Consider the following 24,335-nt stretch of genomic DNA (forward strand, 5'->3'; position numbering starts at 1 on the left):
CGCCGCACGCCGGAGTTGACCCTTCCGGCGGCGCCGACCCGACGGTGCGGTTGACTGTCCGGATGCTCATGGTGGGACTCACCGGTGGGATCGGGGCCGGCAAGAGCGCGGTCGCGGCGCGGCTGGCGGCCAACGGCGCGGTGATCGTCGACTCCGACCGCATCGCCCGGGAGGTCGTGCGGCCCGGCACCGACGGGCTCCGGGAGATCGTCGCCACGTTCGGCGCCGGTGTGCTCGCGCCGGACGGCACGCTGGACCGTCCCGCGCTCGCGGCGGTGGTCTTCGGCGACGATTCGGCGCGGCGGGCGCTCGAGGCGATCACCCATCCCCGGGTCCGGGCCCGCAGCGCGGAGCTCGTGGCCGCGGCATCGCCCGACGCGATCGTCGTCAACGACGTGCCGCTGCTGGTCGAGGTGGGGCTCGCCCCCACGTACCACCTGGTCGTGGTCGTGGAGGCCGGTCGGGCGGTCCGGCTGCGTCGGCTGGTGGAGCACCGGGGGATGACCGAGGCACAGGCGTACGCCCGGATCGCGGCGCAGGCCGGCGACGCCCAGCGGCGGGCGGTCGCCGACGTGCTGCTGCGCAACGACGGCAGCCTCGGGCAGCTCGAGGCCGCGGTCGACGCGACGTGGCGCGACCGGCTGCTGCCGTGCGAACGGAACGTGCGCGACCGACGACCGGCCCCCCGGCCCGCCGCGGCGGTCCTCGCGGACCCCGACCCGGGCTGGCCGGAGCAGTTCGCCCGGCTCGCCGCCCGGATCCGGTACGCCGTCGGCGCCGACCGGCGCGTGGAGCACATCGGCTCGACCGCGGTGCCGGGGCTGCCCGCCCGGGACGTGCTCGACGTCCAACTCGGCGTCGCGTCGCTCGACGAGGCCGACGCGCTCGCCGAGACGCTCGCCGCCGCCGGGCTGCCGCCGCGCCCCCGCCGGTGGTTCGATGCGCCGGAGCCGTCCGCGCCGGAGGCGGCCGCGGCGGCCACGCGGCTGCACGGCAACGCCGACCCCGCCCGCCCGGTCAACCTGCACCTGCGGGTGCTCAACTCGCCCGGCTGGCGGTACGCGCTGCTGCTGCGGGACTACCTGCGGGCCGACCCGGAGGCCCGGGCCGGATATCTGGCGCTCAAGCGGAACCTCGTGGCCGCGACCGGCTCGGCCGAGTCGTACGCGGCGGCCAAGGAGCCGTGGTTCGACGAGGTGCACCCGCGGGCCGAACGGTGGGCCGCGGCCACCGGCTGGGGGCGCTGAGCTGCCGGGGCGTCCCTCCGACCGCGTCTCGGCTCCGCCTGGCTGCGGCGCGCCCAGCGGCGGGATCGGCCCGAGACGACGTGCAGGTGCCGCGGGGCAGCGCAATCGTGAGGTGGCGCTCGCGGCGGCCGGTCTGCGCTTCCGCGCGACCGCGTCCGGTGCGCACGCCAGCGAGATGCGGGGCAGCAACCACAGCGTCCGGGTCGATCAGCCGGTGTGGAGGCCCGATCGTTACCCGGCCGGCCGCCGCGAGCGGCCTACCCGTAGCACGGTAGTCTGGTGATCTTCGGCACACAATGGCTGGATCGAAGCGGATCGCGCACCCTCCGTCGCACGCGCCCCCGGATTGTCACAGGCCCGGCGTAACTTTGATGGCATGGCGCTTGACATTCCGCGACTTGACGGCCGGTTCCGGGTCGTCAGCGACTACCAGCCGGCGGGCGACCAGCCCGCGGCCATCGACGAGCTCGAGCGGCGGGTGCGCCGCGGCGACCGGCACGCGGTGCTGCTCGGCGCCACCGGCACCGGCAAGAGCGCGACGACGGCGTGGCTCGTCGAGCGGCTGCAGCGCCCGACCCTGGTGCTGGCCCCGAACAAGACGCTCTGCGCCCAGCTCGCCAAGGAGTTCCGCGAGCTGATGCCGCACAACGCCGTCGAATACTTCGTCTCGTACTACGACTACTACCAGCCCGAGGCGTACATCCCGCAGACCGACACCTACATCGAGAAGGACTCCTCGATCAACGAGGAGGTGGAGCGGCTGCGGCACTCGGCGACCATGTCGCTGCTCACCCGCCGCGACGTGGTCGTGGTCGCGACGGTCTCGGCGATCTACGGCCTCGGCACCCCGCAGGAATACCTGGACCGGGCGGTCAAGGTCAAAATCGGCGAGGAGATCGAGCGGGACAAGCTGCTGCGGCGGCTCGTCGACATCCAGTACGCCCGCAACGACCTGGCGTTCAACCGCGGCACCTTCCGGGTGCGCGGTGACACGTTGGAGATCATCCCGGCGTACGAGGAGCTGGCGCTGCGGATCGAGTTCTTCGGCGACGAGATCGAGCGGCTCTACTACCTGCACCCGCTGACCGGCGACGTCGTCAAGGAGGTCGACCAGCTGCTCATCTTCCCGGCCACCCACTACGCGGCGGGCCCGGAGCGGATGGAGCGGGCGATCCGCGACATCGAGGCGGAGCTGGCCGACCGGCTCGCCGAGTTGGAGCGGCAGGGCAAGCTGCTGGAGGCGCAGCGGCTGCGCATGCGCACCACCTACGACATCGAGATGATGCGTCAGGTCGGTTTCTGCTCCGGCATCGAGAACTACTCGATGCACATCGACGGCCGGGACTACGGCAGTCCGCCGCACTGCCTGCTGGACTACTTCCCGGACGACTTCCTCACCGTCATCGACGAGTCCCACGTCACCATCCCGCAGATCGGTGGCATGTACGAGGGCGACGCGTCGCGCAAGCGGATGCTGATCGACCACGGCTTCCGGCTGCCCAGCGCGCAGGACAACCGCCCGCTGCGTTTCGACGAGTTCCTCGAACGCGTCGGGCAGATGGTCTTCCTGTCGGCCACCCCCGGGTCATGGGAGATGGAGCAGGCTGCCGGCGAGTTCGTCGAGCAGGTGATCCGGCCGACAGGGCTGATCGACCCCGAGGTGATCGTCAAGCCCACCAAGGGGCAGATCGACGACCTGATGCACGAGATCAAGCTGCGCACCGAGCGCGACGAGCGGGTGCTGGTCACGACGCTGACCAAGAAGATGGCCGAGGACCTCACCGACTACCTGCTGGAGCACGGCATCCGGGTGCGTTACCTGCATTCGGAGGTCGACACGCTGCGGCGGGTGGAGCTGTTGCGCGAGCTGCGCAAGGGCGACTACGACGTGCTGGTCGGCATCAACCTGCTGCGCGAGGGGCTCGACCTGCCGGAGGTGTCGCTGGTGGCGATCCTCGACGCGGACAAGGAGGGCTTCCTGCGCAGCGGCCGGTCGCTGATCCAGACGATCGGCCGGGCGGCCCGGAACGTCTCCGGTCAGGTCCACATGTACGCCGACAAGATCACGCCGTCGATGGCGGACGCGATCGACGAGACCAACCGGCGACGGGCCAAGCAGATCGCGCACAACGAGGCGCACGGCATCTCGCCGGAGCCGCTGCGCAAGAAGATCCACGACATCCTGGACGACATCTACCGGGAGGCCGAGGACACCGAGGGCGCGATCGTCGGCGGCGCGGGGCGGCAGATGTCGCGGGGCAAGGCGCCGGTGCCGGAGACGCGCAGCCGGGGCAAGGCGGCCGCCGGGCCGTCGCGGGCGGGGATGGCGCGGGCGGATCTGGCCCAGCTCATCCAGGAGCTCAACGACCAGATGCTGAACGCGGCGCGGGAGCTGCAGTTCGAGCTGGCCGCGCGGATCCGCGACGAGATGTCCGAGCTGAAGAAGGAGCTGCGCGCCATGGACGTCGCCGGCGTCCGCTGACCCGTCGGCCGCTGCCGCACACTCCTCGATCGCCCGGGGCACGCCCGGGAGCCGACCGGCCCGGCCCATCACGCGCGACCCAAATGCGGTGCGCCGCCGGGCGCGCCGCGCCTACGCTGCGGGCCGTGACACCCCGATGGCGGCCGCTGGCCGACGATGATCTCGGCGCTGTGGCGTCGCTCGCGCTGCGCTGTCTCGCGGTCGACGGTGGGCTGCCGCTGGCCGCGACGGAGCCGTTCCTGGGCCGCCGCTACAGCGGCGACGGCGTGCTCGGCCGGGGCGTGCGGGACGCCGGGGGCGAACTGATCGCGGTCGCCGCGCTCCGCGCCCAGCGCGCCGACGGGGTACGCGCGGCCGTGTTGACCGGTCTGGTCGACCCGGCGCACCGCGGGCGCGGGCTCGGCTCGGCGCTGCTGAACTGGGGTACGGCGGCGGCGCCCGCAGTGGGGGAGCGCCTGACGGTGGAGACCGAGACGCTCACGCCGGCGGGGCAGGAGTTCCTGCGCCGGCAGGGGCTGCGGCGGGTCTTCGCGGAGGACGTGCTCCGGTTCGACCTCGCCGGCACGCCGTTGCCGTCGCACCCGCTGCCCGACGGGATCGCGCTGGTGCCGTGGCGACCGGAGACGGCGGAGCGATTCTTCGCGGTCTACCGGGCGGCGTTCCGGGAACGGCCGGGGTTCCCCGGTTGGTCGGCGCGGCGGTGGATCGACTGGACCAGCGGTGACGACGGATTCCGGCCGCAATGGTCGCTGCTGGCGACCGACCCCGTGGTCCGGGACGTCGGCTTCGTGACGTGCGCGGACGGCTGGATCGTGCAGCTGGGCACGGTCCCCGGGGCGCGGGGCCGCGGGCTCGGCGCGGCGCTCGCGGCGGCGGCGTTGGCGCGGATGCGCGCGGCGGGCCTGACCGCGGCGCTGCTCGACGTGAACGTCGACAACCCGGCGGGACGGCTCTACGAACGGCTCGGGTTCACGGTGATCGGGCGGCGCGCGCGGTTCGCCACCGGGTAGTCGCGGTTCAGCCGGCGAGCCGTTCGACCGCCCGGACCACCGCGCCCGCGCCGTCCTCGGTCGCGAGGCGGTCGGCGAGCGCGCGGGCCCGTCGCGCGAAGACGGGTTGCGTCACGGCGGCGCGGATGGCGGCGGCGAGGGACTCCACGGTGAGCCGCCGGGCGGGGATGGCCCGCGGCGCGACGCCGAGCGCGACGAGCCGCCCGGCCCAGAACGGTTGATCGGCGAGCATCGGCACCGGCACCGCGGGCACGCCGGCGCGGAGCCCGGCGGCGCTCGTCCCACTGCCGGCGTGGTGGACCACGGCGGTGACCCGCGGGAAGAGCCAGTCGTGTGGGACATCGCCGATCGTGATGATGTCGGGTCCGGCCCTCCCCGCGGAGAGCCCGGCCCAGCCGGACTGCACCACGCCGCGTACGCCGGCCCGGCGCAGCGCCGGCACGACCAGCTCGCTGAGCCGCTCGCCGTCGCCGGCCATGCTGCCGAAGCCGACGAAGACCGGCGGCGGCCCGTCGGCGAGGAAGTCGACGAGCGCTGCCGGCGGCCGCCATCCGGGCACGGGCGCGGGCCACCAGTAGCCGGCGACCTCCAGCCCCGGGCGCCAGTCGGGCGGACGGGGCAGCACCGCGGGGCTGAATCCGTGCAGGATCGGATATCGGGCGGCTTCGGCGCGCCGTTCGAGCGCGCCGAGCGGGATCGGGGGCAGTCGCAGCCGGGCGCGTAGCCGACGGGACGCCCCGGCGTACACGGCGCGGGCGACGACGCGGGCGAGCCGGCCGACGAGGCGGTTGCCCACCCGGCCGAGCGGCCACGGCGCCAGCACCGAGGGGAAGGCGGCGGTGGGGTGCACCGGTTGCAGGAACAGCCCCATGCTGGGGATGCCGTGGTGTTCCGCGACCGAGTAGCCCAGCGGCGCGGTGCTGGTGGCGAGCAGCAGCGCCTCGGTGTCGGATTCGGCGGCGGCGGCGATGTGATCGCCCAGCCCGTCGATCATGCGGTGGCCGAGCCGGACGAAGTGCGTCAGCCCGTGCGGCGTGCCCCCGGCGCGGTGCAGCCGCAGCCCGGCGGAGGTCGCCTGCAGCGCGCGCAGATCGCCGGGGACCGGCCGGAACCGCAGCCCGGCGCCGGTGACCATCGGCTCGAATTCGGGATCCGCGGCCAACGTCACGTCATGGCCGGCGGCGCGCAGCCGGGCACCGACCCCCGTGTACGGCCCGACGTCGCCACGCGACCCGGCCGTGACGATCAGCAGCCGCATGCCGCGACGCTACCGCGCGCGGGCCGCGTTCCGTCGATCGTGTACGGGACCGAGCCGCATGGCAGGGACTCGCGCGCCGCGGCCGCGGCGGGCGTCGATCGGTGGCGGACGCTAGGGGCGGTCGGGGGTGACGTCGGTGAAGTGCTCGACGCGGGGCGGACCGGCGAAGTACGGGCCGATGAGCGACCGCCAGGTGGTGAAGCGCTCGGTGGCCCGGAAGTTCTCCTCGTGGGCGGCGACCGAGTCCCACTCGACGAGCAGCACGAAGCGCGACGGCGACTCGATGCCGCGGGTCATCCGCACCGAGCGGCAACCGGGCGTGCCGGCGAGCACCGCGTGCCCCTTGGCGTACGCCGCGGCGAAATCATCTTCCTGACCGGCGACCACGTCGATCAGCGCAACCTCCAACACCATGACGGCAGCGTCGCACGCCGCTCGGGCTCGGGACTGCGCGGGGTGGAGGCGCCACGCCGCGACCCCTTCAGCCCAGCCTCCTAGGACGCGCTTCGGAGTGTGCCATGGCACAAAGATCAGGCGGGGGGTCGCGGTCGCCCGGCCCGCGGGGCTGAGGGACAATGACGGATGTAGGAGGGGAGTATTCCCTCGCGACTGCGTCGTCAACACGGTCGTCGGCCGGCTCGCCGGGCCCGACCCGGCGCCGTCGGTCACCGCGACGGGCCCGTCCTGACGGGCCGGCCACGGTGGCGGAAGAGACCTCCGACAGCCACAACATCGCACATCCTCGCCAAGGCTCGTCCACGTCGGACGCGCCCGGCTGATGGTGTCCCGTGTCTGCCGGAGGTTGAGTTGGGCGTTTCCCCCTGGGTCTGGCTCGTGACGTTGGTCGCGCTGATCGCCGTCCTCGCCGCCGACCTGTTGATCATCGGTCGGCGACCCCACGAGCCGAGCATCCGCGAATCGAGCCTCTGGGTCGCGTTCTACGTCGGGCTGGCGCTGCTCTTCGGCGCCGGAATCTGGGTCACCTGGGGAGGGGTGCACGCCGCCGAGTTCTACACCGGCTGGCTGACCGAGTACAGCCTCTCGGTCGACAACCTCTTCGTCTTTGTGATCATCATGGCGCGCTTCGCGGTGCCCCGCGCCTACCAGCAGAAGGTGCTGCTCATCGGCATCGTGTTGGCGCTGGTCATGCGCGGTGGCTTCATCGCCGCCGGCGCCGCGCTCATCTCGCAGTTCTCGTGGGTGTTCTACATCTTCGGCGCGTTCCTGGTCTACACCGCGATCAACTTCCTGCGGCAGGGCGAGCCGGACGAGGACGAGTTCTCGGAGAACCTGCTGATCCGGTGGAGCCGGCGGGCGCTGCCGCTGACGCAGAGCTACGACGGCGCCCGGATGACGGTCACCGACCCGGCCACCGGGCGGCGGCTCTTCACCCCGATGCTCATCGTGATGATCGCGATCGGCACCACCGACCTGATCTTCGCGCTCGACTCGATCCCCGCGATCTTCGGCATCACCCAGGAGCCGTACCTGGTCTTCACCGCCAACGTCTTCGCGCTGATGGGTCTCCGGCAGCTCTACTTCCTGCTCGGCGGCCTGCTGGACCGGCTGGTCTACCTCAACATCGGTCTCGCCGCGGTGCTCGGTTTCATCGGCGTCAAGCTGGTGCTCGAAGCCCTCGCTGGCAACAACGTGCCGTTCATCAACGGCGGTCAGCCGATCCCCTGGGCGCCGCACGTGCCGATCGGACTCTCCCTCGCCGTCATCATCGGCGCGCTCGGCATCGCCACGATCGCGAGCCTGATCAAGTCGAGCCGGGACAAGAAGCGCGCCCTGGTCGACGCCGTCGGCTGACCGCACCGCCCGATGCCCCCGCCGGCGCGGGCATCGCGGGCGGGCGGCGGTCCCCGCATCGGTCCGCCCGGTGGGGGCGCCGACGCGGTCAGACGCGGTGCGCGCCGACCAGCGTGGCCGTCCGTTCGTCCGGGAGCTCCTCCTCCAGCACCCGCCGCTTGGTGTAGCAGGCATGCAGCATCCGCCGCCCCTGCGAATCGGGGCGGGCGGTGACGATGCCGATGTGGTGGATGTTCCTCCCGGGGCGGGCGAAGAAGTAAAGGTCGCCTGGGGCCTCGTCGCCCAGCGCCAGCGGCGTCGTCGCCCGCGCCTGGTCGTCGGCGTCCCGCGGCAACTGCACCCCGAAGCGGCGCCAGGCCAGGTGCACCAGTCCGGAGCAGTCGATGCCGTACGCCGAGACGCCGCCCCAGACGTAGCACACGTCGCGCAGCCGGGACGCGACCGCGAGGACCTCCTCGGCGGTCGGCCGGGTCTGCGGAACGGGCACCAGGTCGCCGGCGGGCGCCCACAGCGGCTCGGCGTGGCCGGGCACCCGGACCGGTCGCCACTGCTGGCGCGGCGGACCGTACGGGGCGAGCCGGGTGCCGAGGATGACGCCGGGGATCACCACCTCGCCGCCGGGCGCGGCCCGCAGCGCGGTGACCGTCGCGTCCACCACCAGGCTGGGCGGCGTGTCGTCGGCCGCGAGCGGCGCGGGTGCGAGCTGCGCCGCGAGCACCCAGCCCGGGTAGCCGCGCGGATCCAGCTTCGCGGCCGGCTGTTCCACGGCGATGGTCCGCGCCCACCCGTCGGGGCGCAGCTCCTCGATCAGCACCCGCTCCCCGAGCAGGAGCTGGCTGAGCACCGCGTCGCCGACCTGCTGGTCGGCGTCCATCCCGGAGATCCAGGCGGACAGGTCGGTCAGCGGCGCGAGCGCCGGCGCGTCGATCGGGCGGACGGCCTCGGGGCGCGCCCACAGGGTCGCCACCGCGACCCGGACGAGGGCCTCCCGGCCCGGCTGGAGAGTCACCCTGCACCCCTCTATCTGTCGGTTCTGCGGAAACCATCGACCCCGTCAGCCCAACCCCGTCACGCCCAGTCCCGGCGCCTCGGGAAGCACCACGTCCGCGCCGTCGTACCGCAGACCGCCCCGGACCGGCGACGACGCCTGCCACCAGGCGGCGTCGAGGTCGCTGACGGCCGTGGTGCCGTACGCGGCGACCAGGCTGGCGGCCGCCCCCACGCCGATCTGCGTCTCCATCATCGACCCGACGAGCGTGCCCATGTCGTGCGCCTCGGCGAGCCCGAGCAGCGTGCGTGCCGGTGTCAGGCCCCCGCACTTGGCGAGCTTCACGTTCACCATGTCCGCGGCGCGGCGCCGGATCACCTCGACCAGGTCGCGCGTGGCGAAGACCGCCTCGTCGGCGAGGATCGGCACCTCGACCCGGTCGCTGACCCAGGCCAGCCCGTCGAGGTCCCAGCGCGGCACCGGCTGCTCGACCAGCTCGACGTCGAGCTCCGCGTCCTCGATCCCGCGGATCACCCGGACGGCCTCGCGCGGCGTCCACCCCTGGTTGGCGTCGAGCCGGATCCGGGGGCCGGGCCCGACGGCGTCGCGCACGGCGCGCACCCGGGCCAGGTCGCCGGCGGCGTCCGTACCCACCTTGACCTTCAGGATCGTGAACCCGGCGCCGACGCGTTGCCGCGCCGTCGCGCCCAGCGCGTCGGCGTCGCCCGCGGAGAGCGTGATGTCGGTCGGCACCCGCAGCGCCGTGCCGCCGAGCAGCCGGACCAGGGGTACGCCGAGCCGGCGCGCGGCGAGGTCGTGCAGGGCGACGTCGACGGCGGCCTTCGCGGCCTCGTTGCCGGCCACCGCGCGGCGCACCTCGCGGCACCGGGTGACCAGATCGTCGGGGTCGCGGCCGGTCATCAGCGGGGCGAGGAGTTCGCGGACGCAGGCGTCGGAGCCGTCCACCGATGCGCCGGTCACCTGCCACACCTGGGGTGCCTCGCCGAACCCGGAGCACCCGTCGCTGTCGACGACCTCCACGACGAGGGTTTCGACGGTGGTGGTCCGACGCAGGGCGGTGACGAACGGGGTGTGCAGGGCGGCGCTGAGCCGATGGGTGCGTACCGCCGCAATCGACATGTACGGCACCCTATCCCCGAATAGATCGTCGTATCGGGGAGGGCGGATGTCACGTCCGGGTGGGATTCTGGTGGGCGCGCCGAACAGCCGGGATCTGGGTGGATTGACCGGCGCCGGTGGGCGGCCGGTGCGGTCCGGCATGTTGATCCGCAGCGACGCGCCGGGTCGGCTGGGCGACGCCGACGTCGGGGTGCTGGCCGAGCTCGGCGTGACCTGCGTCGTCGATCTGCGGGACGCCTCCGAGATCTCGGTGGCGGCGCCGGACCGGCTGGCGGGTCAGCCGCGGGTGGTGCACCTGCCGGTGTCGGAGCGGGAGCATCCGGTCTTCATCTACCTGTCGGCGGTGCTGGCCGGCCACGATCTCGGCGCGTACGCCGCACTGGCCCGGGAGGGGACGCCGGCGGCGATGGCGGAGATCTACCGCTGGTTCGTCACGGGCGCGCCGGCCCGGGCGGGGTTCGGCCGGGCCGTGCGGCTCGCGGCCGATCCGGCGAACCTGCCGCTGCTGTTCCACTGCAGCGCCGGCAAGGACCGCACGGGCTGGCTGACGGTGATCCTGCTGACCGCGCTCGGCGTGGACGACGCGGCCATCCGGGCGGACTACCTGCGCAGCAACCAGTTGGGCGCCGGGACGCGGGAGGCGATCCTGCGGGCGATGCGCCGCCGGCATCCGGAGTTGGACGAGGACGCGGTGCGCCCGGTGCTGGAGGTGCGCGAGGAGTACCTGGACGCGGCCTACGCGGAGGTGGCGCGGGTGTACGGGTCGTTCGACGGCTACCTGCGCGACGGGCTCGGTCTCGACGAGGCCACGCTCACGGCGCTGCGGGGGCACCTGTTGGGGTGAGCTCGTGCCGACGCGTCCACGCGGTCGCGGAGATCCGCGCGATCAGCCGGCACGCGTCGTCGTCGCCGCGCTCGTCGGCGGGGTCCGTCGTGGTGGTGCAGGCCACCACCGCGTACGGGGGCGCGTCGTCGGGGAAGACCACGCCGGCGCCGTGGCGTACCCCGTGGACCCAGCCGTTCTTGTGGGCGATGCGGGTGCCCGGCGGCAGCCCGGCGGCGAGGTCCTCGCGGTGTTCCTGCCGGAACAGCACGTCGAGCATCCGGCGGGAGGCGTCGGGGCCGACGACCGGGGCGTCGCACGGTCCGGCGGCGGTCGCGCCGCGGGCGATCGCCGACAGCAGCGCGGCCAGGTCGGCGGCGGTGACCTCGTTGGTGATGCCGGCATCGCGGGCGGCGAAGTCCTCGATGCCGCGCCCGGTGACGCTGTGCCGGGCCCCGACGAGATCCCAGACGCGCGCCACGGCGGGCAGACCGACGTGGGCCAGGACCAGGTTGGTGGCGAGGTTGCTGGACTTGACGATCATGCGCTCGGCGAGCCAGCGCAGCGGCGCGGTCGCCCCGATCCGCTCCCAGACCACATCGTCGTTGTCGTAGCGCCGGGTGCAGGCGAAGCGGGGAGCGCCGGCGGCGGCGGAGTCGAAGGCGTTGTGCACCGGCACCGGGGCGTCGAGATCGAGCGCGCCCGCCTCGGCGGCGCGGTGTAGGGCGGTGAGCACGGCCAGCTTCATGGTGCTGGCCGCGTAGTGCCCGACGTCGGGCAGCCGGGTGTACGCCGGAGCGGCGCCGAGCCGGCCGACGCACACCGAGACGGTGCGCGACGCGGTGGCCAGTTCCGCGTCGAGGCGCTGCCACGTCATGGCCGGCAGAGTAGCGCGGTCCCGCGACGCGAAGTGGATCGAGGGCCTGTTCACCCCGGGTGAACAGGCCCTCGATCAACGGGTGGGGCGGTCAGCCCTGGTGCTTGCGGCGGGCGGCCATCCGGCCCCGCTGCGTCTGGTCGAGCACCACCTTGCGGATGCGCACGGCGGCCGGGGTGACCTCCACGCACTCGTCCTCGCGGCAGAACTCGAGCGCCTGCTCCAGCGACAGCTTGCGCGGCGGGATCAGCTTCTCGGTCTCGTCCGCGGTGGAGGAGCGCATGTTCGTGAGCTTCTTCTCCTTGGTGATGTTGACGTCCATGTCGTCGGAGCGGGAGTTCTCCCCGACGATCATGCCCTCGTACACCTCGGTGGTCGGCTCGACGAAGAGCGTGCCGCGCTCCTGCAGGTTCATCATCGCGAACGGCGTGGCCACGCCGGAACGGTCGGCGACCAGCGAGCCGTTGTTGCGGGTGCGCAGCTCGCCGAACCACGGCTCGTAGGACTCGAAGACGTGGTGCAGGATGCCGGTGCCGCGGGTCTCGGTGAGGAACTCGGTGCGGAAGCCGATCAGGCCGCGCGCCGGTACCAGCCACTCCATTCGGATCCAGCCGGTGCCGTGGTTGACCAGCTGCTCCATCCGGCCCTTCCGGGTGGCGAGCAGCTGGGTGATCGCGCCGAGGTACTCCTCCGGCGCGTCGATGGTCAGCCGCTCGACCGGCTCGCAGGTCTTGCCGTCGATCTCCTTCGTCACGACCTGCGGCTTGCCGACGGTCAGCTCGTACTGCTCGCGGCGCATCTGCTCGACGAGGATGGCCAGCGCGAGCTCGCCACGGCCCTGCACCTCCCACGCGTCCGGCCGCTCGGTGGGGAGCACCCGCAGCGAGACGTTGCCGATCAGCTCCTTGTCCAGCCGGTCCTTCACCATCCGGGCGGTGACCTTGGCGCCCTTGACCTTGCCGACCAGCGGCGAGGTGTTGGTGCCGATGGTCATCGAGATGGCCGGCTCGTCGACGGTGATCAGCGGCAGCGGCCGCGGGTCCTCCGCGTCGGCGAGGGTCTCGCCGATCATGATCTCCGGGATGCCGGCGACGGCGATGATGTCGCCCGGCCCCGCCTGCTCCGCCGGCTTGCGGTCCAGCCCCTCGGTCATCAGCAGCTCGGAGATGCGCACCTTCTGCATCGACCCGTCGGTGCGGCACCAGGTCACGGTCTCGCCCTTGCGGATCGTGCCCTGGTGCACGCGGCACAGCGCGAGCCGGCCGAGGAACGGCGAGGCGTCGAGGTTGGTCACGTGGGCCTGCAGCGGCGCGCCCTCCTCGAACGAGGGCGCGGGGATGGTCTCCAGCAGGGTGCGGAACAGCGGCTGGAGGTTGTCGCTGTCGGCCGGCACGGTGCCGTCGGCGGGCTGGGTCAGCGAGGCGATCCCGTCGCGGGCGCAGGCGTAGACGATCGGGAAGTCGATCTGCTCCTCGTCGGCGTCCAGGTCGAGGAAGAGCTCGTACGTGTCGTCGACGACCTCCTTGATCCGGGCGTCGGGACGGTCGACCTTGTTGATCACGAGGATGATCGGCATCCGGGCCTTGAGCGCCTTGCGCAGCACGAAGCGGGTCTGCGGCAGCGGCCCCTCGCTCGCGTCGACCAGCAGGACGACGCCGTCGACCATGGTCAGGCCGCGCTCGACCTCGCCGCCGAAGTCGGCGTGACCGGGGGTGTCGATGATGTTGATGGTGACCGGGTCGCCGCTGTCCGGCACGTAGCTGATGGCCGTGTTCTTGGCGAGAATGGTGATGCCCTTTTCCCGCTCCAGGTCCATCGAGTCCATCACGCGGTCGGCCATCTCCGCGCGGGCGTGGAACTGGCCGCCTTGGCGCAGCATGGCATCCACCAGGGTGGTCTTGCCGTGGTCGACGTGCGCGATGATGGCGACGTTGCGGAGATCGGAGCGGGTCTGCATGGCATCCATTCTTCGTGGTGGTGATCGGTGGCTGTGACGCGGGGTGACCCGAGCCTTCCTCGGCTCTCGTCGGAAAACGTCCGCGCGGCCGTCGTGTACCGCACGGCCCAGGGGAGGAACGCGCGTGCGGGGCTGCTGATTCCGTACCCGCCGCGCTGATCGCGGCGGCGCCATGATCGTGGAGACGGTCGCGGCCCGTGCGGCCACCGGCGCTGCTGGTCGGCCTCCCAGAATACCCGCGCCGAGGCCGGCCGCCCGGTGCGCGCCGGGCCGACCCGGGCATCGGCGCACCCCCACGTGATCGAGATCGCTGTTATGGTGCGGTCGCGATCCGGGCCGGGTCGTCGGTGACGGCAGGAGACGCGATGAGGAGCCGGGCCCGCGGCGCCGCGCCGGGCGCTGATGACCGCGGGCGAGTGCCTCGCGTTCTGAGCGGCGCGCTCGCCGCCACCCGGGCGGCCACGGCGCGGGCGCTGGCCGGCGCGCTGGGCCTACCGCCGCCGCGCACCGGGCGCGTCCGGATCACCCGCGACCTCACCGTGCGCGCCCGCGACGGAATCAAGCTGCGCACCGATCACTACGCGCCCGAACTGCCCGCGGCGCCGACGGTGCTGATCCGCACGCCGTACGGCCGCGGCGGGCCGATGCGGCTGCTCGGCACGCTGCTGTCGACGCAGGGGTACCACGCGGTGATCCAGTCGTGCCGGGGCACGTACGGGTCCACGGGCGTGTTCGAGCCGCTGCTGCACGAGCACGCCGACGGCATGGACACCCTCGACTGGCTGCGCCGGCAACGCTGGTACGCGGGCCGGCTCGGCACCTTCGGGGTGAGCTACCAGGGCTTCGTCGAATGGGCGCTGGCCGCCGACGCCGGCGACGAGCTGCGCGCGATGGTCGCGGTGGTCACCGCCGCCGCCACCCGGGACTCCACCTACGCCGGCGAGGCGTTCGCGCTGGACACCGTGCTCACCTGGGCCGAGCTGCTCGCCGCCCAGACGACGCCCTGGCTGGCCCGGCAGTTGGAACTCAGGCGCGGTCAGCCGCGGCTGCTCGCCGCGCTGGCACACCTGCCGCTGGCCGAGGCCGACCGGATCGCCACCGGCGACACCGTCCCGTTCTTCCAGGAGTGGCTCACGCACCACCGACCCGCGGCGGCGTACTGGACGCCCCGCGTCTTCGACGGGCGCCTCGCCGAGGTGCGCGCCCCGGTCGCCATGGTGACCGGATGGCAGGACATCTTCCTCCCCGCCCAGCTGCGCGACTACGCCACGCTGCGCGCCGCCGGCGCCCGGCCGTACCTGACGATCGGCCCGTGGACGCACGGCAGCCCGGGACTGCACCGGACGGCGCTGCGGGAGGGTCTCGGCTGGCTGCGCGCGCACCTGTCCGGCGAGACCGAGCGGCTGCGCGCGGCGCCGGTGCGCGTCCATGTCGGCGGTCGGGGCGGCGGATGGCGGGAGCTGTTGCACTGGCCGCCGCCGGCCCGCAGCACCGCGTGGCGGCTGCAGCCCGGCGGCGCGCTCGCGCCCGCCACGCCGCCACCGTCGACGCCCGACGCGCTGCGCTACGACCCGGCCGACCCCACGCCGTCGCTGGGCGGCCCGCTGCTGGTCGCACAGCGGGCCGGTCGGGTGGAGAACGGCCCGCTGGAGCGTCGCCCGGACGTGCTGACCTACACCGGCACGCCGCTGACCGCGCCGGTCGAGGTGGTCGGTCCGGTCACCGCCGAGCTCTGGGTGCGCAGCACCCTGCCGTATTTCGACGTGTTCGTCCGGCTCTGCGACGTCGATCCGCGTGGACGGTCGTGGAACATCTGCGACGGGCTCACCCGCGTCACCCCCGACCGGTTTCCGTGCGACGCGGACGGCGTGCTGCGGGTGCCGGTCGAGCTCTGGCCGGCGGCGCACCGCTTCGACGTCGGGCACCGGCTGCGGGTACAGGTCAGCGGTGGCGCCCACCCCCGCTACGCCCGCAACCCCGGCACCGGCGAACCGCTCGGCGCCGCCGTGCGGCTGCGCGCCGGGGACCGGGTGGTCTTCCACGATCCATCGCGTCCGTCAGCGGTGTTCCTGCCGGTCGGCACGGAGAGCGGGGGCACCGCGGCGGAGCGCGGTCGTTCGTGAACCGGCCATGCCCGGACCCGCCCGGTGGCGACAATGACGGGATGGGGGACGAGCCGCCGACCGGGTCACCCTTCGCGCAGCTCGACCGGTTGCCGCCCGAGGTGCTGGCCGGGTTGATCGCCGCTCTCGACGCGCTCGCCGCGCAGCCGGAGATCCAGCGCGTGCGCCGGGCCGCGCAGACCGCGCTGCTGCCCCTGCCCGGGCAGCGGCTGCTGGACGCCGGCTGCGGCGCCGGTGAGGTCGCCCGGCAGCTCGCGGCGTTGGTCGCGCCGACCGGCGAGGTCGTCGCGGCGGACTTCTCCGCCGCCGCGGTCGCGATCGCCGCGCTGCGTCACGACGGCAGCCGGGTGCGCTACGCCGTGGGCGACATGACGGCGCTCGGGTTCGCGGACGCGACCTTCGACCGGGTGCGCTCCGAACGGGTGCTGCAGCACCTCGCGGACCCGGACGCCGCCGTCGCCGAACTGGTCCGGGTCACCCGCCCCGGCGGACGGGTCTGCCTGGTCGACACCGACTGGGAATCGCTGACCGCGGACGGGCTCCCCGACGAGCTGACCGCGGCGCTGCGCCGGCACCTGGCCGGGGGTGCCGGCCCGCAGCACCGCTCCATGGGGCGTACGCTGCGCCGCCGGCTGGTCCGGGCCGGCCTCGTCGACGTGATCACCGAGCCGATCACGTGCTGTTTCACCGACCCCGACGACGCCGCGACGGTGTTGCCGATGTTCGACCGGCGGCTGCCGATGCCGGCCGGCCTGGTGCCGGACGGCATGTGGGAGGGCTGGTTCGCGGCAGTCGACGCGGCGGCCGCCCGTGGCGAATTCCTAGCCGCCCTGACGATCTGGACCGCCACCGCCCTCCGCCCCACCTAACCCACCCCACCCACCCACCCGGCAACCCCGCCGATCTTGCAGTTATGGCCGTATTTTTAGGCCGGAATGTGGTGATTTGCGAGGGCCGCAACTGCAAGATCGCCGGGGCAGGGGGTGGGGGCCGGGGGGTTAGGGGAGTTCCTCGCGGGCGAGCTCGATGCCGGTCTTGGTGCCCAGCGGGACTTCCTTGAGCAGCAGGATCGCGATCAGCGAGATCACCGCCAGCGGAACGGCGGCCAGGAACAGCTCCGCCACGCCCTGACCGAAGGCGTCCTCGACCACGGTGCGGATGGGCGCGGGCAGCGCGGAGACATCCGGGATGCTCCGGCCACCGGCGCCGCCGGGAGCGCGGATGCCCAGCCGCGCCAGCCCTTCGGTGATCAACTCCGCGGTCCGGTTGCCGAGCAGGGCGCCGAGCGCCGAGACGCCCATGGCGCCACCCATGCTGCGGAAGAACGTCACGGTGGCGGTCGCCGCGCCCATGTCGCGTACGTTGATCGAGTTCTGCACGACCAGGACCAGGTTCTGCATCGTCATGCCGACGCCGAGGCCGAGCACCGCCATGTAGATCGAGAGCAGCACGAAGCTGGTGTGCGATCCGATGGTGCCCATCAGCGCGATGCCGGCGATCGTCAGCACACCGCCCAGCACCATCCAACGCTTCCACCGGCCGGTCCGGCTGATGATCTGACCCACCACGATCGACGAGACCAGGGAGCCGAGGACCATCGGCAGGGTGAGCAGGCCCGACTGGGTCGGGGTCTTGTCGCGGGCGATCTGCATGTACTGGCTGAGGAAGACCGAGGTGCCGAACATCGCGACGCCGACGGTGACGCTGGCGATGATGGCCAGCACGACGGTGCGGTTGCGGAACAGTCGCATCGGAATGATCGGTTCGGCGGTGCGCAGCTCCACGGCGACCGCGAGGGCGAGCAGCACGAGGCCGCCGGCGACCATTGCGGCGGTCTGCCGGGACGCCCACGCGTACTCCTGGCCGGCGAGGCTGACCCAGATCAGCAGCAGCGACACGCCGGCGGCGATGAGGGTCGCGCCGAGGTAGTCGATGCGCACGCGCCGGCGGGGCAGCGCGGGCAGGTGCAGGGTCTTCTGCAGCACGATGATCGCCAGGATCGCGAACGGGACGCCGACGTAGAAGTTCCAGCGCCAGCCGAGCCAGGAGGTGTCGGTGATGACACCGCCGAGCAACGGTCCGCCGACCATGCCGACGGACATCACGCCGCCGAGGATGCCCATGTAGCGGCCGCGTTCGCGCGGCGAGATCAGGTCGGAGATCACCACGGTCGACAGCGCGGTGAGGCCGCCGGCGGCCAGCCCCTGGATCACCCGGAAGCCGATGAGCGTCCCGGTGGAGTGCGCGAGGCCGGCCAGCGCGGAGCCGACGACGAAGAGCACCAGGGAGAGCTGCACCAGCAGCTTGCGGTTGAACAGGTCGGCGAGCTTGCCCCAGATGGGGGTGCTGACCGTCATGGCCAGCAGCGTCGCGGTCACCACCCAGGTGTACGACGCCTGTGAGCCGTGCAGGTCGGCGATGATCTTCGGCAGCGAGGTGGAGACCACGGAGCTGGACAGGATCGCGACGAACATGCCGAGCAGCAGGCCGATCAGCGACTCGAGCACCTCGCGTCGGACCCTGGGTGGTGCGCTGGGCGCCTCGGTGGTAACAGTCATGACTTCCTTCGGTCGGATTGCGTGTACGGCGGTCTACGCCGGGTCGGTGGTGGCCGGTGCGGCCAGGGCGTGTTCCCAGGTGCGGCGCAGCCGGCGGATGCCCGTGAGGAGCTGCTCGATCTCGTCGAGCGACCAGTCCGTCAGGGTCGTCTCGGTGAACGCCCCGACCTCGGCGCGCAGGCGCCGCAGCTCCCGGTCGCCGGACTCGGTCAGCCGGACGACGTGGGACCGCCGGTCGCGCGGGTCGGCGGCGCGCTCGGCGAGTCCGGCGGCCTCCAGCGCGGTGATCTGTCGGCTGGCGACCGAGATGTCGACGCGGATCCGTTGGGCGATCTCGCCGACGCGGCGGCCCTCGGTGCGGCTGAGGGCGGCGAGCGGGGCGAGGCAGCCGAGTGTCACCGTGCCGGCGGCGAGGTGGCGGACGAGCTCACGGCGGGTGGCGGCGAGCGCGTTGACCTCGGAGGCCAGTGCGGCGCACGTCTCTGCCCGCTGTCCCATCGCACCCCCCCTGTAGTTGCTTAAGGCAACAATATCAGGTTAGTTGCCTGAGGCAACTAAAGGGCGACGAGGCGGACGCCACACCGAAGGCTCAGAACTCGGTGGCGTTGAACCGGGCCAGCAACCGGCCCAGCTCCGCGATGTCCTCCGCCGGCCACACCGCCAGGCCGGCGCGCAGCCGCTCGCGGCGTGCCCGGCGCACCGCGGCCAGCCGCCCGGCGCCGGCCTCGGTCAGCGCGAACCGGACCGCGCGCGCGTCCTCGGCGTCGGCGTGCCGGCGTACCAACCCCGACTGCTCCAACATCTGCAGCTGGCGGCTCACCGTCGGCTTGCCGATGCCGAAGAACGCGGCGAGGTCCGTGACCCGGCAGCTGCCGACCTCGTCCAGGCGCAGCAGCAGGCCGTACGCCGCCGGGTCCATGTCCGGATCGAACTCCTTGGCCGCGCGGTGGTAGGCCCCGCGCGCACGGCGAAGCAGCACCGTGAGCTCCTGCTCGACGGCGCTCAGCAGGCCGTTGTCCGGCTCGATCCCTGGCTGCACGCCCTCACAGTAACCAGCCGGCGGTCAGCTCCGACTCAGGATGACCACCGGGATGTCCCGGCTGGTCTTCTGCTGGTACTCGTCGTACGCCGGCCAGATCGCGGTCATGACCGGCCATAGCCGCGCCTTCTCCTCGGCCGACGCGGCGCGCGCGGTGGCGTCGAAGCGGTCCGCCGCGACCTGGACCCGCACCCGGGGGTCGGCGCTGAGGTTGCGGTACCAGGCGGGCGGGGTGTCGCTGCCACCGCTGGAGGCCACGACCAGGTAGTCGTCGCCGTCCTGGCCGTAGATCAGCGGGGTGCGCCGCGCCTGGCCGGAACGGCGGCCACGGGTGGTGAGCAGCAGCGTCGGCACGCCGTTCCACAGGTGCCCCTCGGCGCCGTCGGTCGCCACGTACCGCTCGGCGTGCTCGCGCTGCCACCCGCCCGGTGAATCGATGGGGTCGTCGAAATCCGTCATGTCCCCACCCTGGCACAGATCGGCGTCGGTCATCACGCCCGGCGCAGCAACCCGGCGTCGGCGAGCGCGTCCAGCGCCGTGCCGAGCTGGTCGATGTCGGCGTCGGTGTGCGCGGCCGTGAGCTGGATCCGGATCCCGACCTCGTGCAGCGGCACCAGGGGATGGGCCGCGAACGTGACGTAGCTGCCGTGCCGCCACAGCACCTCGGCGACCTCGGCCAGCTCGCGGCCGGGCGCCACCGGCAGTTCGACGATCGGGGTGCCGCTGGTGTTCGGCGTGCTGAGCCCCCGCGCGGCGACGTGGTCGAGCACCCGGGCGGTGAGGCGGTGGAGGTGGGCGCGCAGCGCGTCGCCGCGGGCGGCGTTGACGTCGAAGCCGGCCAGCACGGTGGCGAGCGAGGCGGTCGGCGAGGGTCCGGAGTAGAGGTACGGCGGTGCGCTGACCTTCAGCTGCTGCTTCACCGCCGTCGGCAGGGCCAGGAAGGCCAGCATCGACGAGTACGCCTTGGAAAAGCCGCCGACCAGGATCAGGTCGTCGTAGCTCTGCCCCTGGTGCGCGACGATGGCGTTGCCGCGGCAACCGTACGGCGACGTCTCGTCGGCGCGGCGCTCGCCGATCACGCCGAAGCCGTGCGCGTCGTCGACGTAGAGCAGGGCGCCGTGTTCCCGGCACAGCTCCAGATAGGCCGCCAGGTCCGGCAGGTTGCCGGTCATGCTGTTGACGCCGTCGATGCAGACCAGCCGGGGTCCGGACGCCGGCGCGCCGCGCAGCAGCTCCGCGAGCTGGTCGAGGTCGCCCGAGCGGAACGGCGTCAGCGTCGCGCCGAGCCCCTGGGCGTAGCGGGCGGCGTCGTAGATGGTCTTGTGGGCCCGGCTGTCGAGGAACACCGTGCCGCGGTCGGCGAGAATCGGCACCACCGCCATGTGGATCAACGTGACGGTGGGCAGCACGAGGGTGTCCGGGGCACCGAGCAGCTCCGTCAGGCGTTCCTCGATCTCGGGGTAGAGGCGGGGGTTGCCGAGCAGCCGGGACCAGCTGGGGTGGGTGCCCCAGCGGCGGACCTGTTCGCCGATCGCGGCCATGATCTCCGGATCGAGATCAAAGCCCAGGTAGTTGCAGGAGGCGAAGTCGACGAGCCAGTCGTCGCCGATCCGGATGTGCCGGCCGCGGATCTCGTCGATGACGGCGTCGTAGATCGGGGTGCTGGTGGGCGTCCGGGCCAGGTCGGCCAGGCGGGGGGTTGACGTCACGGGGGACCTCGCGGTTCAGATCGTGGTGTCGGGCGCGAGTGTCCATTTGATCATGTCGTCATAGTCCATCGGTTTGGCGAAAAGGTAACCCTGGCCGAACTGACAGCCGATCTCGGCGAGCACCTGCCGCTCGGCGGGATCCTCGATCCCCTCGGCGATGATCGCCAGCCCGAGCGTGTGCGCCAGGCGCAGGATCCCCTCGACGAGCGAGCGCTGGTCGGGCTCGACGAGGATCGTGTCGATGAACGACTTCTCGAGCTTCAGCAGGTTCGCCGGGACCTGCCGCAGATAGCTCAGCGACGAGTAACCGGTGCCGAAGTCGTCGATGGCCAGCCGTACGCCGGCGGCGCGCAGCGCGGCCAGGTCGGTCCAGACGCGGTCGTCGTCGCGGAGCAGCAGGCTCTCGGTGATCTCCAGGACGAGCCGCTCGGGCGGCAGACCGGCGTCGGTGAGGGTGCGCAGGACCCGGTCGACGAAGCCGGGACAGCGGAACTGTCGGACGGAGACGTTGACCGTCACGTACGGGGCCCGGTCCGGGCCGAGCTCGCCGGCCCACGCCACCGCGTCGGTGATCGCCCGCTCCAGCACCCAGTATCCGATCGGGACGATCAGCCCGCTCTCCTCGGCGACGTCGATGAACTGGGCGGGAGTGAGCAGGCCGCGGGCCGGATGGTGCCAGCGCACCAGCGCCTCGAGCCCGACCAGCCGGCCGGTGTCCAGCGCCACGATCGGCTGGTACTGCACCGCCAGCTCGCCGCTGGGCACCGCCTGGTCGAGATCGGTGCGCAGCTGCATGCGGTCGAGCACGGCCGTGTGCAGCGCCGGCTGGTACCGCCGCCACTGGTTCTTGCCGGCGCCCTTGGCCACGTACAGTGCCAGATCGGCGTGGCGCAGCAGGTCCTGTCCCTCGGTGAGCTCGGCGGTGGTGGCCACGCCCACGCTGGCCGTCACGTTGACGACGCCGGCGGTGAGCGGGAACGGCCGGGCGAACGCGGCGGTGACCCGCGCCGCCACCTCCTCCACCTCCGCGGGGTCGGCCGCGTCCTCCACGACGGCGGCGAACTCGTCGCCGCCCAATCGCGCCGCCGTGTCCTGACCGCGCAGGCAGCCCGCCAGCCGCTGACTCACCGCGATCAGCAGCTCGTCGCCGGCGGCGTGGCCCATCGTGTCGTTGACGACCTTGAAGTCGTCGATGTCGATGAAGAGGGCGGCGGCGACCATGCCGGCATGCCGGGCCCGGGCGACCGCCTGCTGCATCCGCTCCTGGAACAGCACGCGGTTGGCCAGACCGGTGAGCGAGTCGTGGAAGGCCCGGTGCGTCAGCTCGCGTTCCAGTTCGCGCCGCTCGGTCACGTCGCGCAGGGTGATCACGAGACCGTCGACGGTGGGGTCGCCGCGCAGGTCCCGGCAGGAGGCCTCGACCTCGACCCGGCGCCCGCCCGCGGCGACCACGGCCCAGTCGGCGTCGGCGGTGTCGCGCGCCCCGGCCCGCAGCAGCGCCAGCAGTTCGGTGGCGTCGGCGCGGTCCTCCGGGTGGACGATCTCCGACAGCGGCAGGCCGGTCAGCGCGGGCGGGCCGAACACGGTCGTCGCCGACGGGCTGCCGTAGCGGATCCGGTCGTCGTCGTCGAGGATGAGGATGACGTCGGCGGTGTTGTGCACGAGCGTCCGGAAGTACTCCTCGCTGCTGCGCCGGTTGATCTCCTGGCTGAGCGCGATGCGCTCCAGCGCCAGCGCCGCGAGCGCGGCCAGCGCCTCGACCGACTCGTCCAGACCGCGCAGCGCCGCCCGTGGCCCGGCCACGTAGAGGGTGCCGATGTGCGGGTCGCCGGCCGGGCGTCCGGTCAGGGTGATCCGGCACTGCCAGGCCGCGTCGAAGCCGCCCAGTCGGGCCGCCAGCGCGGGGTCGAGCGTCGCGGTGGCCACCAGCCGGGCGACCTCGCCGCGAGCGGGCGGCGGCGGCCACGGTCCGGTGCCGTCGCGGTCCTCGGCGAGCGCAACCCGGTACTCGACGCCGGTGGGGAGCAGATCGGCGAGCGCCACCCGGATCGCGCTGGCGACCTGCTCCACGTTGGTCGCCCAGACCAGCGCCGTGCTGGCCCGCCGGATGCCGCGCTCGCGCGCCACCGCCTGCCGGTGCGTCCCGATCACCCCGGTCAGCCGGGCCAGTACCAGCAGGAACATCACCGCCGACAACAGCGCGATCACGGTGGCGTCGCGCACCTCGCCGGTGGTCGACTCGACGAGCAGTACCGCGGGCGGGATGAGGGAGGAGAGGGCCAGCAGCAGCAGGCGCAGGGTGCCCGCCTCGCGGTGCCGCAGCGCCCGCGGCTCGGTCAGCGCGGCCATCGACGGGTGCAGCGCCGCCGCGCCCCAGCTGATGTATAACACCGTCCAGCCGAGGTCGACCGGGCCGCCGATCTGCCACGCGCCCCGCAGCTGGCTGAGCCCGTACAGGACGTCGGAGACGAGCAGCCCGACGCCGCCGGCGGCCAGCAGCAACACGGCCGGGTTGCGCCGTGCCGACGACACCAGCTGCGCGCCGGCGGCCAGGATCAGCACGTCCCACAGCGGCAGCGAGATCGACAGGGCGCGCTGCGCCGGCGTGAGGTGGTGGGCCTCGATGTGCGGGCTGATCAGGAAGATCCAGGACAGCAGCCCGAGCCCGCCGGTCAGGACCAGCGCATCGAGCAGGCTGGCCCGGTCCGGCCCGCGCGGGCCGCGTTCGGGCAGCAGCAGCAGGCCGGCCAGGAGCAGCCCGTAGAAGAGCTGGTAGAAGGCGTCGGCGGGGGAGGGGAACGGGTTCACCTGCCCGACGACGTGGGTGAGGATGTTGTAGGTGGTGTCGCCGACGGTGAAGATCAGCAGCGACGCCGCCACCAGCAGCCACGGCGCGCGGCGACGGGGGCGGTTGTGGCGCAGCCCGACCAGCACCGCGGCGGCGCTGATGAGTCCCAGTAGGCCCCAGGTGACCGGCTGCCAGGCGGGAACGGCGTAGTAGACCGCGCTGACGGCGGTCGCGGCCGCGAGGTAGACGGTCATCCGCCGGCGCGCCGTCATCCGCCCTCCTGCCATCACCGGGCCGCCGTCGGCCGCCGCTCGTCGTTCGCGCCAGCCGGCGAACGCGCGGATGGCCCGTTGCCCATTATGTGCCAAAAATGCTTTTTCGGCCGAAACTTGGATCATTCTTCCCCCGCGCCGCACCCGTGCGAGGGCGTCGGAAACGTGGCCCCGCGGCCGACGGTCCCGGCCGAACGCCCCGCGCCCCCCGAGGATGTATCGGCGGTCACACCGGCGCGCGTAGCCGAAGCG

General features: G+C 73.1%; 19 protein-coding genes. 7 read left to right on the plus strand and 12 right to left on the minus strand.

Annotated features, from left to right (window positions below; translation table 11 throughout):
* Positions 1-62: 62 nt before the first annotated feature.
* The 3 genes from coaE (at position 63) to BLW47_RS16385 (ending at position 4,739) form a co-directional block, all read left to right on the plus strand.
* Positions 63-1,247, plus strand: coding sequence for a dephospho-CoA kinase (gene coaE / locus BLW47_RS16375; RefSeq protein WP_091557677.1), 1,185 nt, complete (start codon positions 63-65; stop codon positions 1,245-1,247).
* A gap of 376 nt (positions 1,248-1,623) precedes the next feature.
* Positions 1,624-3,729 (plus strand): excinuclease ABC subunit UvrB, encoded by a 2,106-nt coding sequence (uvrB, locus tag BLW47_RS16380; protein ID WP_091557681.1) that lies wholly within the window; start codon positions 1,624-1,626, stop codon positions 3,727-3,729.
* A gap of 125 nt (positions 3,730-3,854) precedes the next feature.
* Positions 3,855-4,739: a GNAT family N-acetyltransferase gene (locus tag BLW47_RS16385; protein WP_175543661.1), complete on the plus strand. Its 885-nt coding sequence runs from the start codon at positions 3,855-3,857 to the stop codon at positions 4,737-4,739.
* A 7-nt stretch (positions 4,740-4,746) separates the two neighbouring features.
* On the opposite strand, the gene BLW47_RS16390 is transcribed toward BLW47_RS16385, so the two are convergent.
* Together BLW47_RS16390 and BLW47_RS16395 are read right to left on the minus strand one after the other, a co-directional pair.
* Positions 4,747-5,997, minus strand: coding sequence for a glycosyltransferase (locus BLW47_RS16390; RefSeq protein WP_091557688.1), 1,251 nt, complete (start codon positions 5,995-5,997; stop codon positions 4,747-4,749).
* Between the two features lie 111 nt (positions 5,998-6,108).
* The gene (locus BLW47_RS16395) at positions 6,109-6,411 is read right to left on the minus strand and encodes an antibiotic biosynthesis monooxygenase family protein (RefSeq protein WP_091557690.1); all 303 of its coding nucleotides are present in this window, start codon (positions 6,409-6,411) and stop codon (positions 6,109-6,111) included.
* Positions 6,412-6,804: 393 nt separating this feature from the next.
* Between BLW47_RS16395 and BLW47_RS16400 the strand changes: the two genes are divergently transcribed.
* On the plus strand, positions 6,805-7,809 hold the full coding sequence (locus BLW47_RS16400) for a TerC family protein (protein ID WP_091557694.1): 1,005 nt from the start codon (positions 6,805-6,807) through the stop codon (positions 7,807-7,809).
* Between the two features lie 88 nt (positions 7,810-7,897).
* Here the strand turns inward: BLW47_RS16400 and BLW47_RS16405 are convergent, their stop codons facing one another.
* Positions 7,898-8,818, minus strand: a complete 921-nt coding sequence (locus tag BLW47_RS16405) for a C40 family peptidase (protein WP_091557698.1) — start codon at positions 8,816-8,818, stop codon at positions 7,898-7,900.
* Positions 8,819-8,863: 45 nt separating this feature from the next.
* Positions 8,864-9,937, minus strand: a complete 1,074-nt coding sequence (locus tag BLW47_RS16410) for a mandelate racemase/muconate lactonizing enzyme family protein (RefSeq protein ID WP_091557701.1) — start codon at positions 9,935-9,937, stop codon at positions 8,864-8,866.
* A gap of 46 nt (positions 9,938-9,983) precedes the next feature.
* Here BLW47_RS16410 and BLW47_RS16415 point away from each other — a divergent pair, with 46 nt between their 5' ends.
* A complete protein-coding gene (locus BLW47_RS16415) occupies positions 9,984-10,781 on the plus strand; it encodes a tyrosine-protein phosphatase (RefSeq protein WP_091557705.1) in 798 nt (265 codons plus the stop codon).
* Here the strand turns inward: BLW47_RS16415 and BLW47_RS16420 are convergent.
* Both BLW47_RS16420 and typA read right to left on the minus strand, forming a co-directional pair.
* A complete protein-coding gene (locus tag BLW47_RS16420) occupies positions 10,750-11,637 on the minus strand; it encodes a serine hydrolase (protein WP_091557708.1) in 888 nt (295 codons plus the stop codon). The genes BLW47_RS16415 and BLW47_RS16420 overlap by 32 nt on opposite strands.
* A gap of 91 nt (positions 11,638-11,728) precedes the next feature.
* The gene (gene typA, locus BLW47_RS16425; protein ID WP_091557711.1) at positions 11,729-13,594 is read right to left on the minus strand and encodes a translational GTPase TypA; all 1,866 of its coding nucleotides are present in this window, start codon (positions 13,592-13,594) and stop codon (positions 11,729-11,731) included.
* Positions 13,595-13,959: 365 nt separating this feature from the next.
* Between typA and BLW47_RS16430 the strand changes: the two genes are divergently transcribed.
* Together BLW47_RS16430 and BLW47_RS16435 are read left to right on the plus strand one after the other, a co-directional pair.
* Positions 13,960-15,717 carry a CocE/NonD family hydrolase gene (locus tag BLW47_RS16430; RefSeq protein ID WP_091557714.1) on the plus strand — a complete coding sequence of 586 codons (1,758 nt, stop codon included), beginning with the start codon at positions 13,960-13,962 and terminating at the stop codon, positions 15,715-15,717.
* Between the two features lie 41 nt (positions 15,718-15,758).
* The gene (locus tag BLW47_RS16435; protein WP_091557718.1) at positions 15,759-16,586 is read left to right on the plus strand and encodes a methyltransferase domain-containing protein; all 828 of its coding nucleotides are present in this window, start codon (positions 15,759-15,761) and stop codon (positions 16,584-16,586) included.
* Positions 16,587-16,715: 129 nt separating this feature from the next.
* Here the strand turns inward: BLW47_RS16435 and BLW47_RS16440 are convergent, their stop codons facing one another.
* The 6 genes from BLW47_RS16440 to BLW47_RS16460 form a co-directional block, all read right to left on the minus strand.
* On the minus strand, positions 16,716-18,293 hold the full coding sequence (locus tag BLW47_RS16440) for an MDR family MFS transporter (protein WP_281247284.1): 1,578 nt from the start codon (positions 18,291-18,293) through the stop codon (positions 16,716-16,718).
* Positions 18,294-18,308: 15 nt separating this feature from the next.
* Entirely contained in the window at positions 18,309-18,773 is a 465-nt protein-coding gene (locus BLW47_RS16445) for a MarR family winged helix-turn-helix transcriptional regulator (protein ID WP_091557725.1), read from the minus strand.
* A gap of 91 nt (positions 18,774-18,864) precedes the next feature.
* Positions 18,865-19,314 (minus strand): MarR family winged helix-turn-helix transcriptional regulator, encoded by a 450-nt coding sequence (locus tag BLW47_RS16450; RefSeq protein ID WP_245736692.1) that lies wholly within the window; start codon positions 19,312-19,314, stop codon positions 18,865-18,867.
* A 24-nt stretch (positions 19,315-19,338) separates the two neighbouring features.
* A complete protein-coding gene (locus tag BLW47_RS16455) occupies positions 19,339-19,773 on the minus strand; it encodes a nitroreductase family deazaflavin-dependent oxidoreductase (protein WP_091558192.1) in 435 nt (144 codons plus the stop codon).
* A 32-nt stretch (positions 19,774-19,805) separates the two neighbouring features.
* On the minus strand, positions 19,806-21,023 hold the full coding sequence (locus BLW47_RS25385) for an aminotransferase class I/II-fold pyridoxal phosphate-dependent enzyme (RefSeq protein ID WP_217634865.1): 1,218 nt from the start codon (positions 21,021-21,023) through the stop codon (positions 19,806-19,808).
* A gap of 15 nt (positions 21,024-21,038) precedes the next feature.
* Entirely contained in the window at positions 21,039-24,083 is a 3,045-nt protein-coding gene (locus tag BLW47_RS16460; RefSeq protein WP_245736693.1) for a putative bifunctional diguanylate cyclase/phosphodiesterase, read from the minus strand.
* Between the last annotated feature and the right edge of the window lie 252 nt (positions 24,084-24,335).

Source organism: Micromonospora pattaloongensis, from assembly GCF_900107255.1.
GTDB classification, from domain to species: Bacteria; Actinomycetota; Actinomycetes; order Mycobacteriales; family Micromonosporaceae; genus Micromonospora_I; species Micromonospora_I pattaloongensis.

Excerpts from the sequence above, each read along its gene's own strand:
- coaE (WP_091557677.1), top strand. The coding sequence starts at position 63 with ATGCTCATGGTGGGACTCACCGGTGGGATCGGGGCCGGCAAGAGCGCG.
- uvrB (WP_091557681.1), top strand. The coding sequence starts at position 1,624 with ATGGCGCTTGACATTCCGCGACTTGACGGCCGGTTCCGGGTCGTCAGC.
- BLW47_RS16390 (WP_091557688.1), bottom strand. The coding sequence starts at position 5,997 with ATGCGGCTGCTGATCGTCACGGCCGGGTCGCGTGGCGACGTCGGGCCG.
- BLW47_RS16395 (WP_091557690.1), bottom strand. The coding sequence starts at position 6,411 with ATGGTGTTGGAGGTTGCGCTGATCGACGTGGTCGCCGGTCAGGAAGAT.
- BLW47_RS16410 (WP_091557701.1), bottom strand. The coding sequence starts at position 9,937 with ATGTCGATTGCGGCGGTACGCACCCATCGGCTCAGCGCCGCCCTGCAC.
- BLW47_RS16415 (WP_091557705.1), top strand. The coding sequence starts at position 9,984 with ATGTCACGTCCGGGTGGGATTCTGGTGGGCGCGCCGAACAGCCGGGAT.
- BLW47_RS16420 (WP_091557708.1), bottom strand. The coding sequence starts at position 11,637 with ATGACGTGGCAGCGCCTCGACGCGGAACTGGCCACCGCGTCGCGCACC.
- typA (WP_091557711.1), bottom strand. The coding sequence starts at position 13,594 with ATGCAGACCCGCTCCGATCTCCGCAACGTCGCCATCATCGCGCACGTC.
- BLW47_RS16430 (WP_091557714.1), top strand. The coding sequence starts at position 13,960 with ATGAGGAGCCGGGCCCGCGGCGCCGCGCCGGGCGCTGATGACCGCGGG.
- BLW47_RS16435 (WP_091557718.1), top strand. The coding sequence starts at position 15,759 with ATGGGGGACGAGCCGCCGACCGGGTCACCCTTCGCGCAGCTCGACCGG.
- BLW47_RS16445 (WP_091557725.1), bottom strand. The coding sequence starts at position 18,773 with ATGGGACAGCGGGCAGAGACGTGCGCCGCACTGGCCTCCGAGGTCAAC.
- BLW47_RS16455 (WP_091558192.1), bottom strand. The coding sequence starts at position 19,773 with ATGACGGATTTCGACGACCCCATCGATTCACCGGGCGGGTGGCAGCGC.
- BLW47_RS16460 (WP_245736693.1), bottom strand. The coding sequence starts at position 24,083 with ATGACGGCGCGCCGGCGGATGACCGTCTACCTCGCGGCCGCGACCGCC.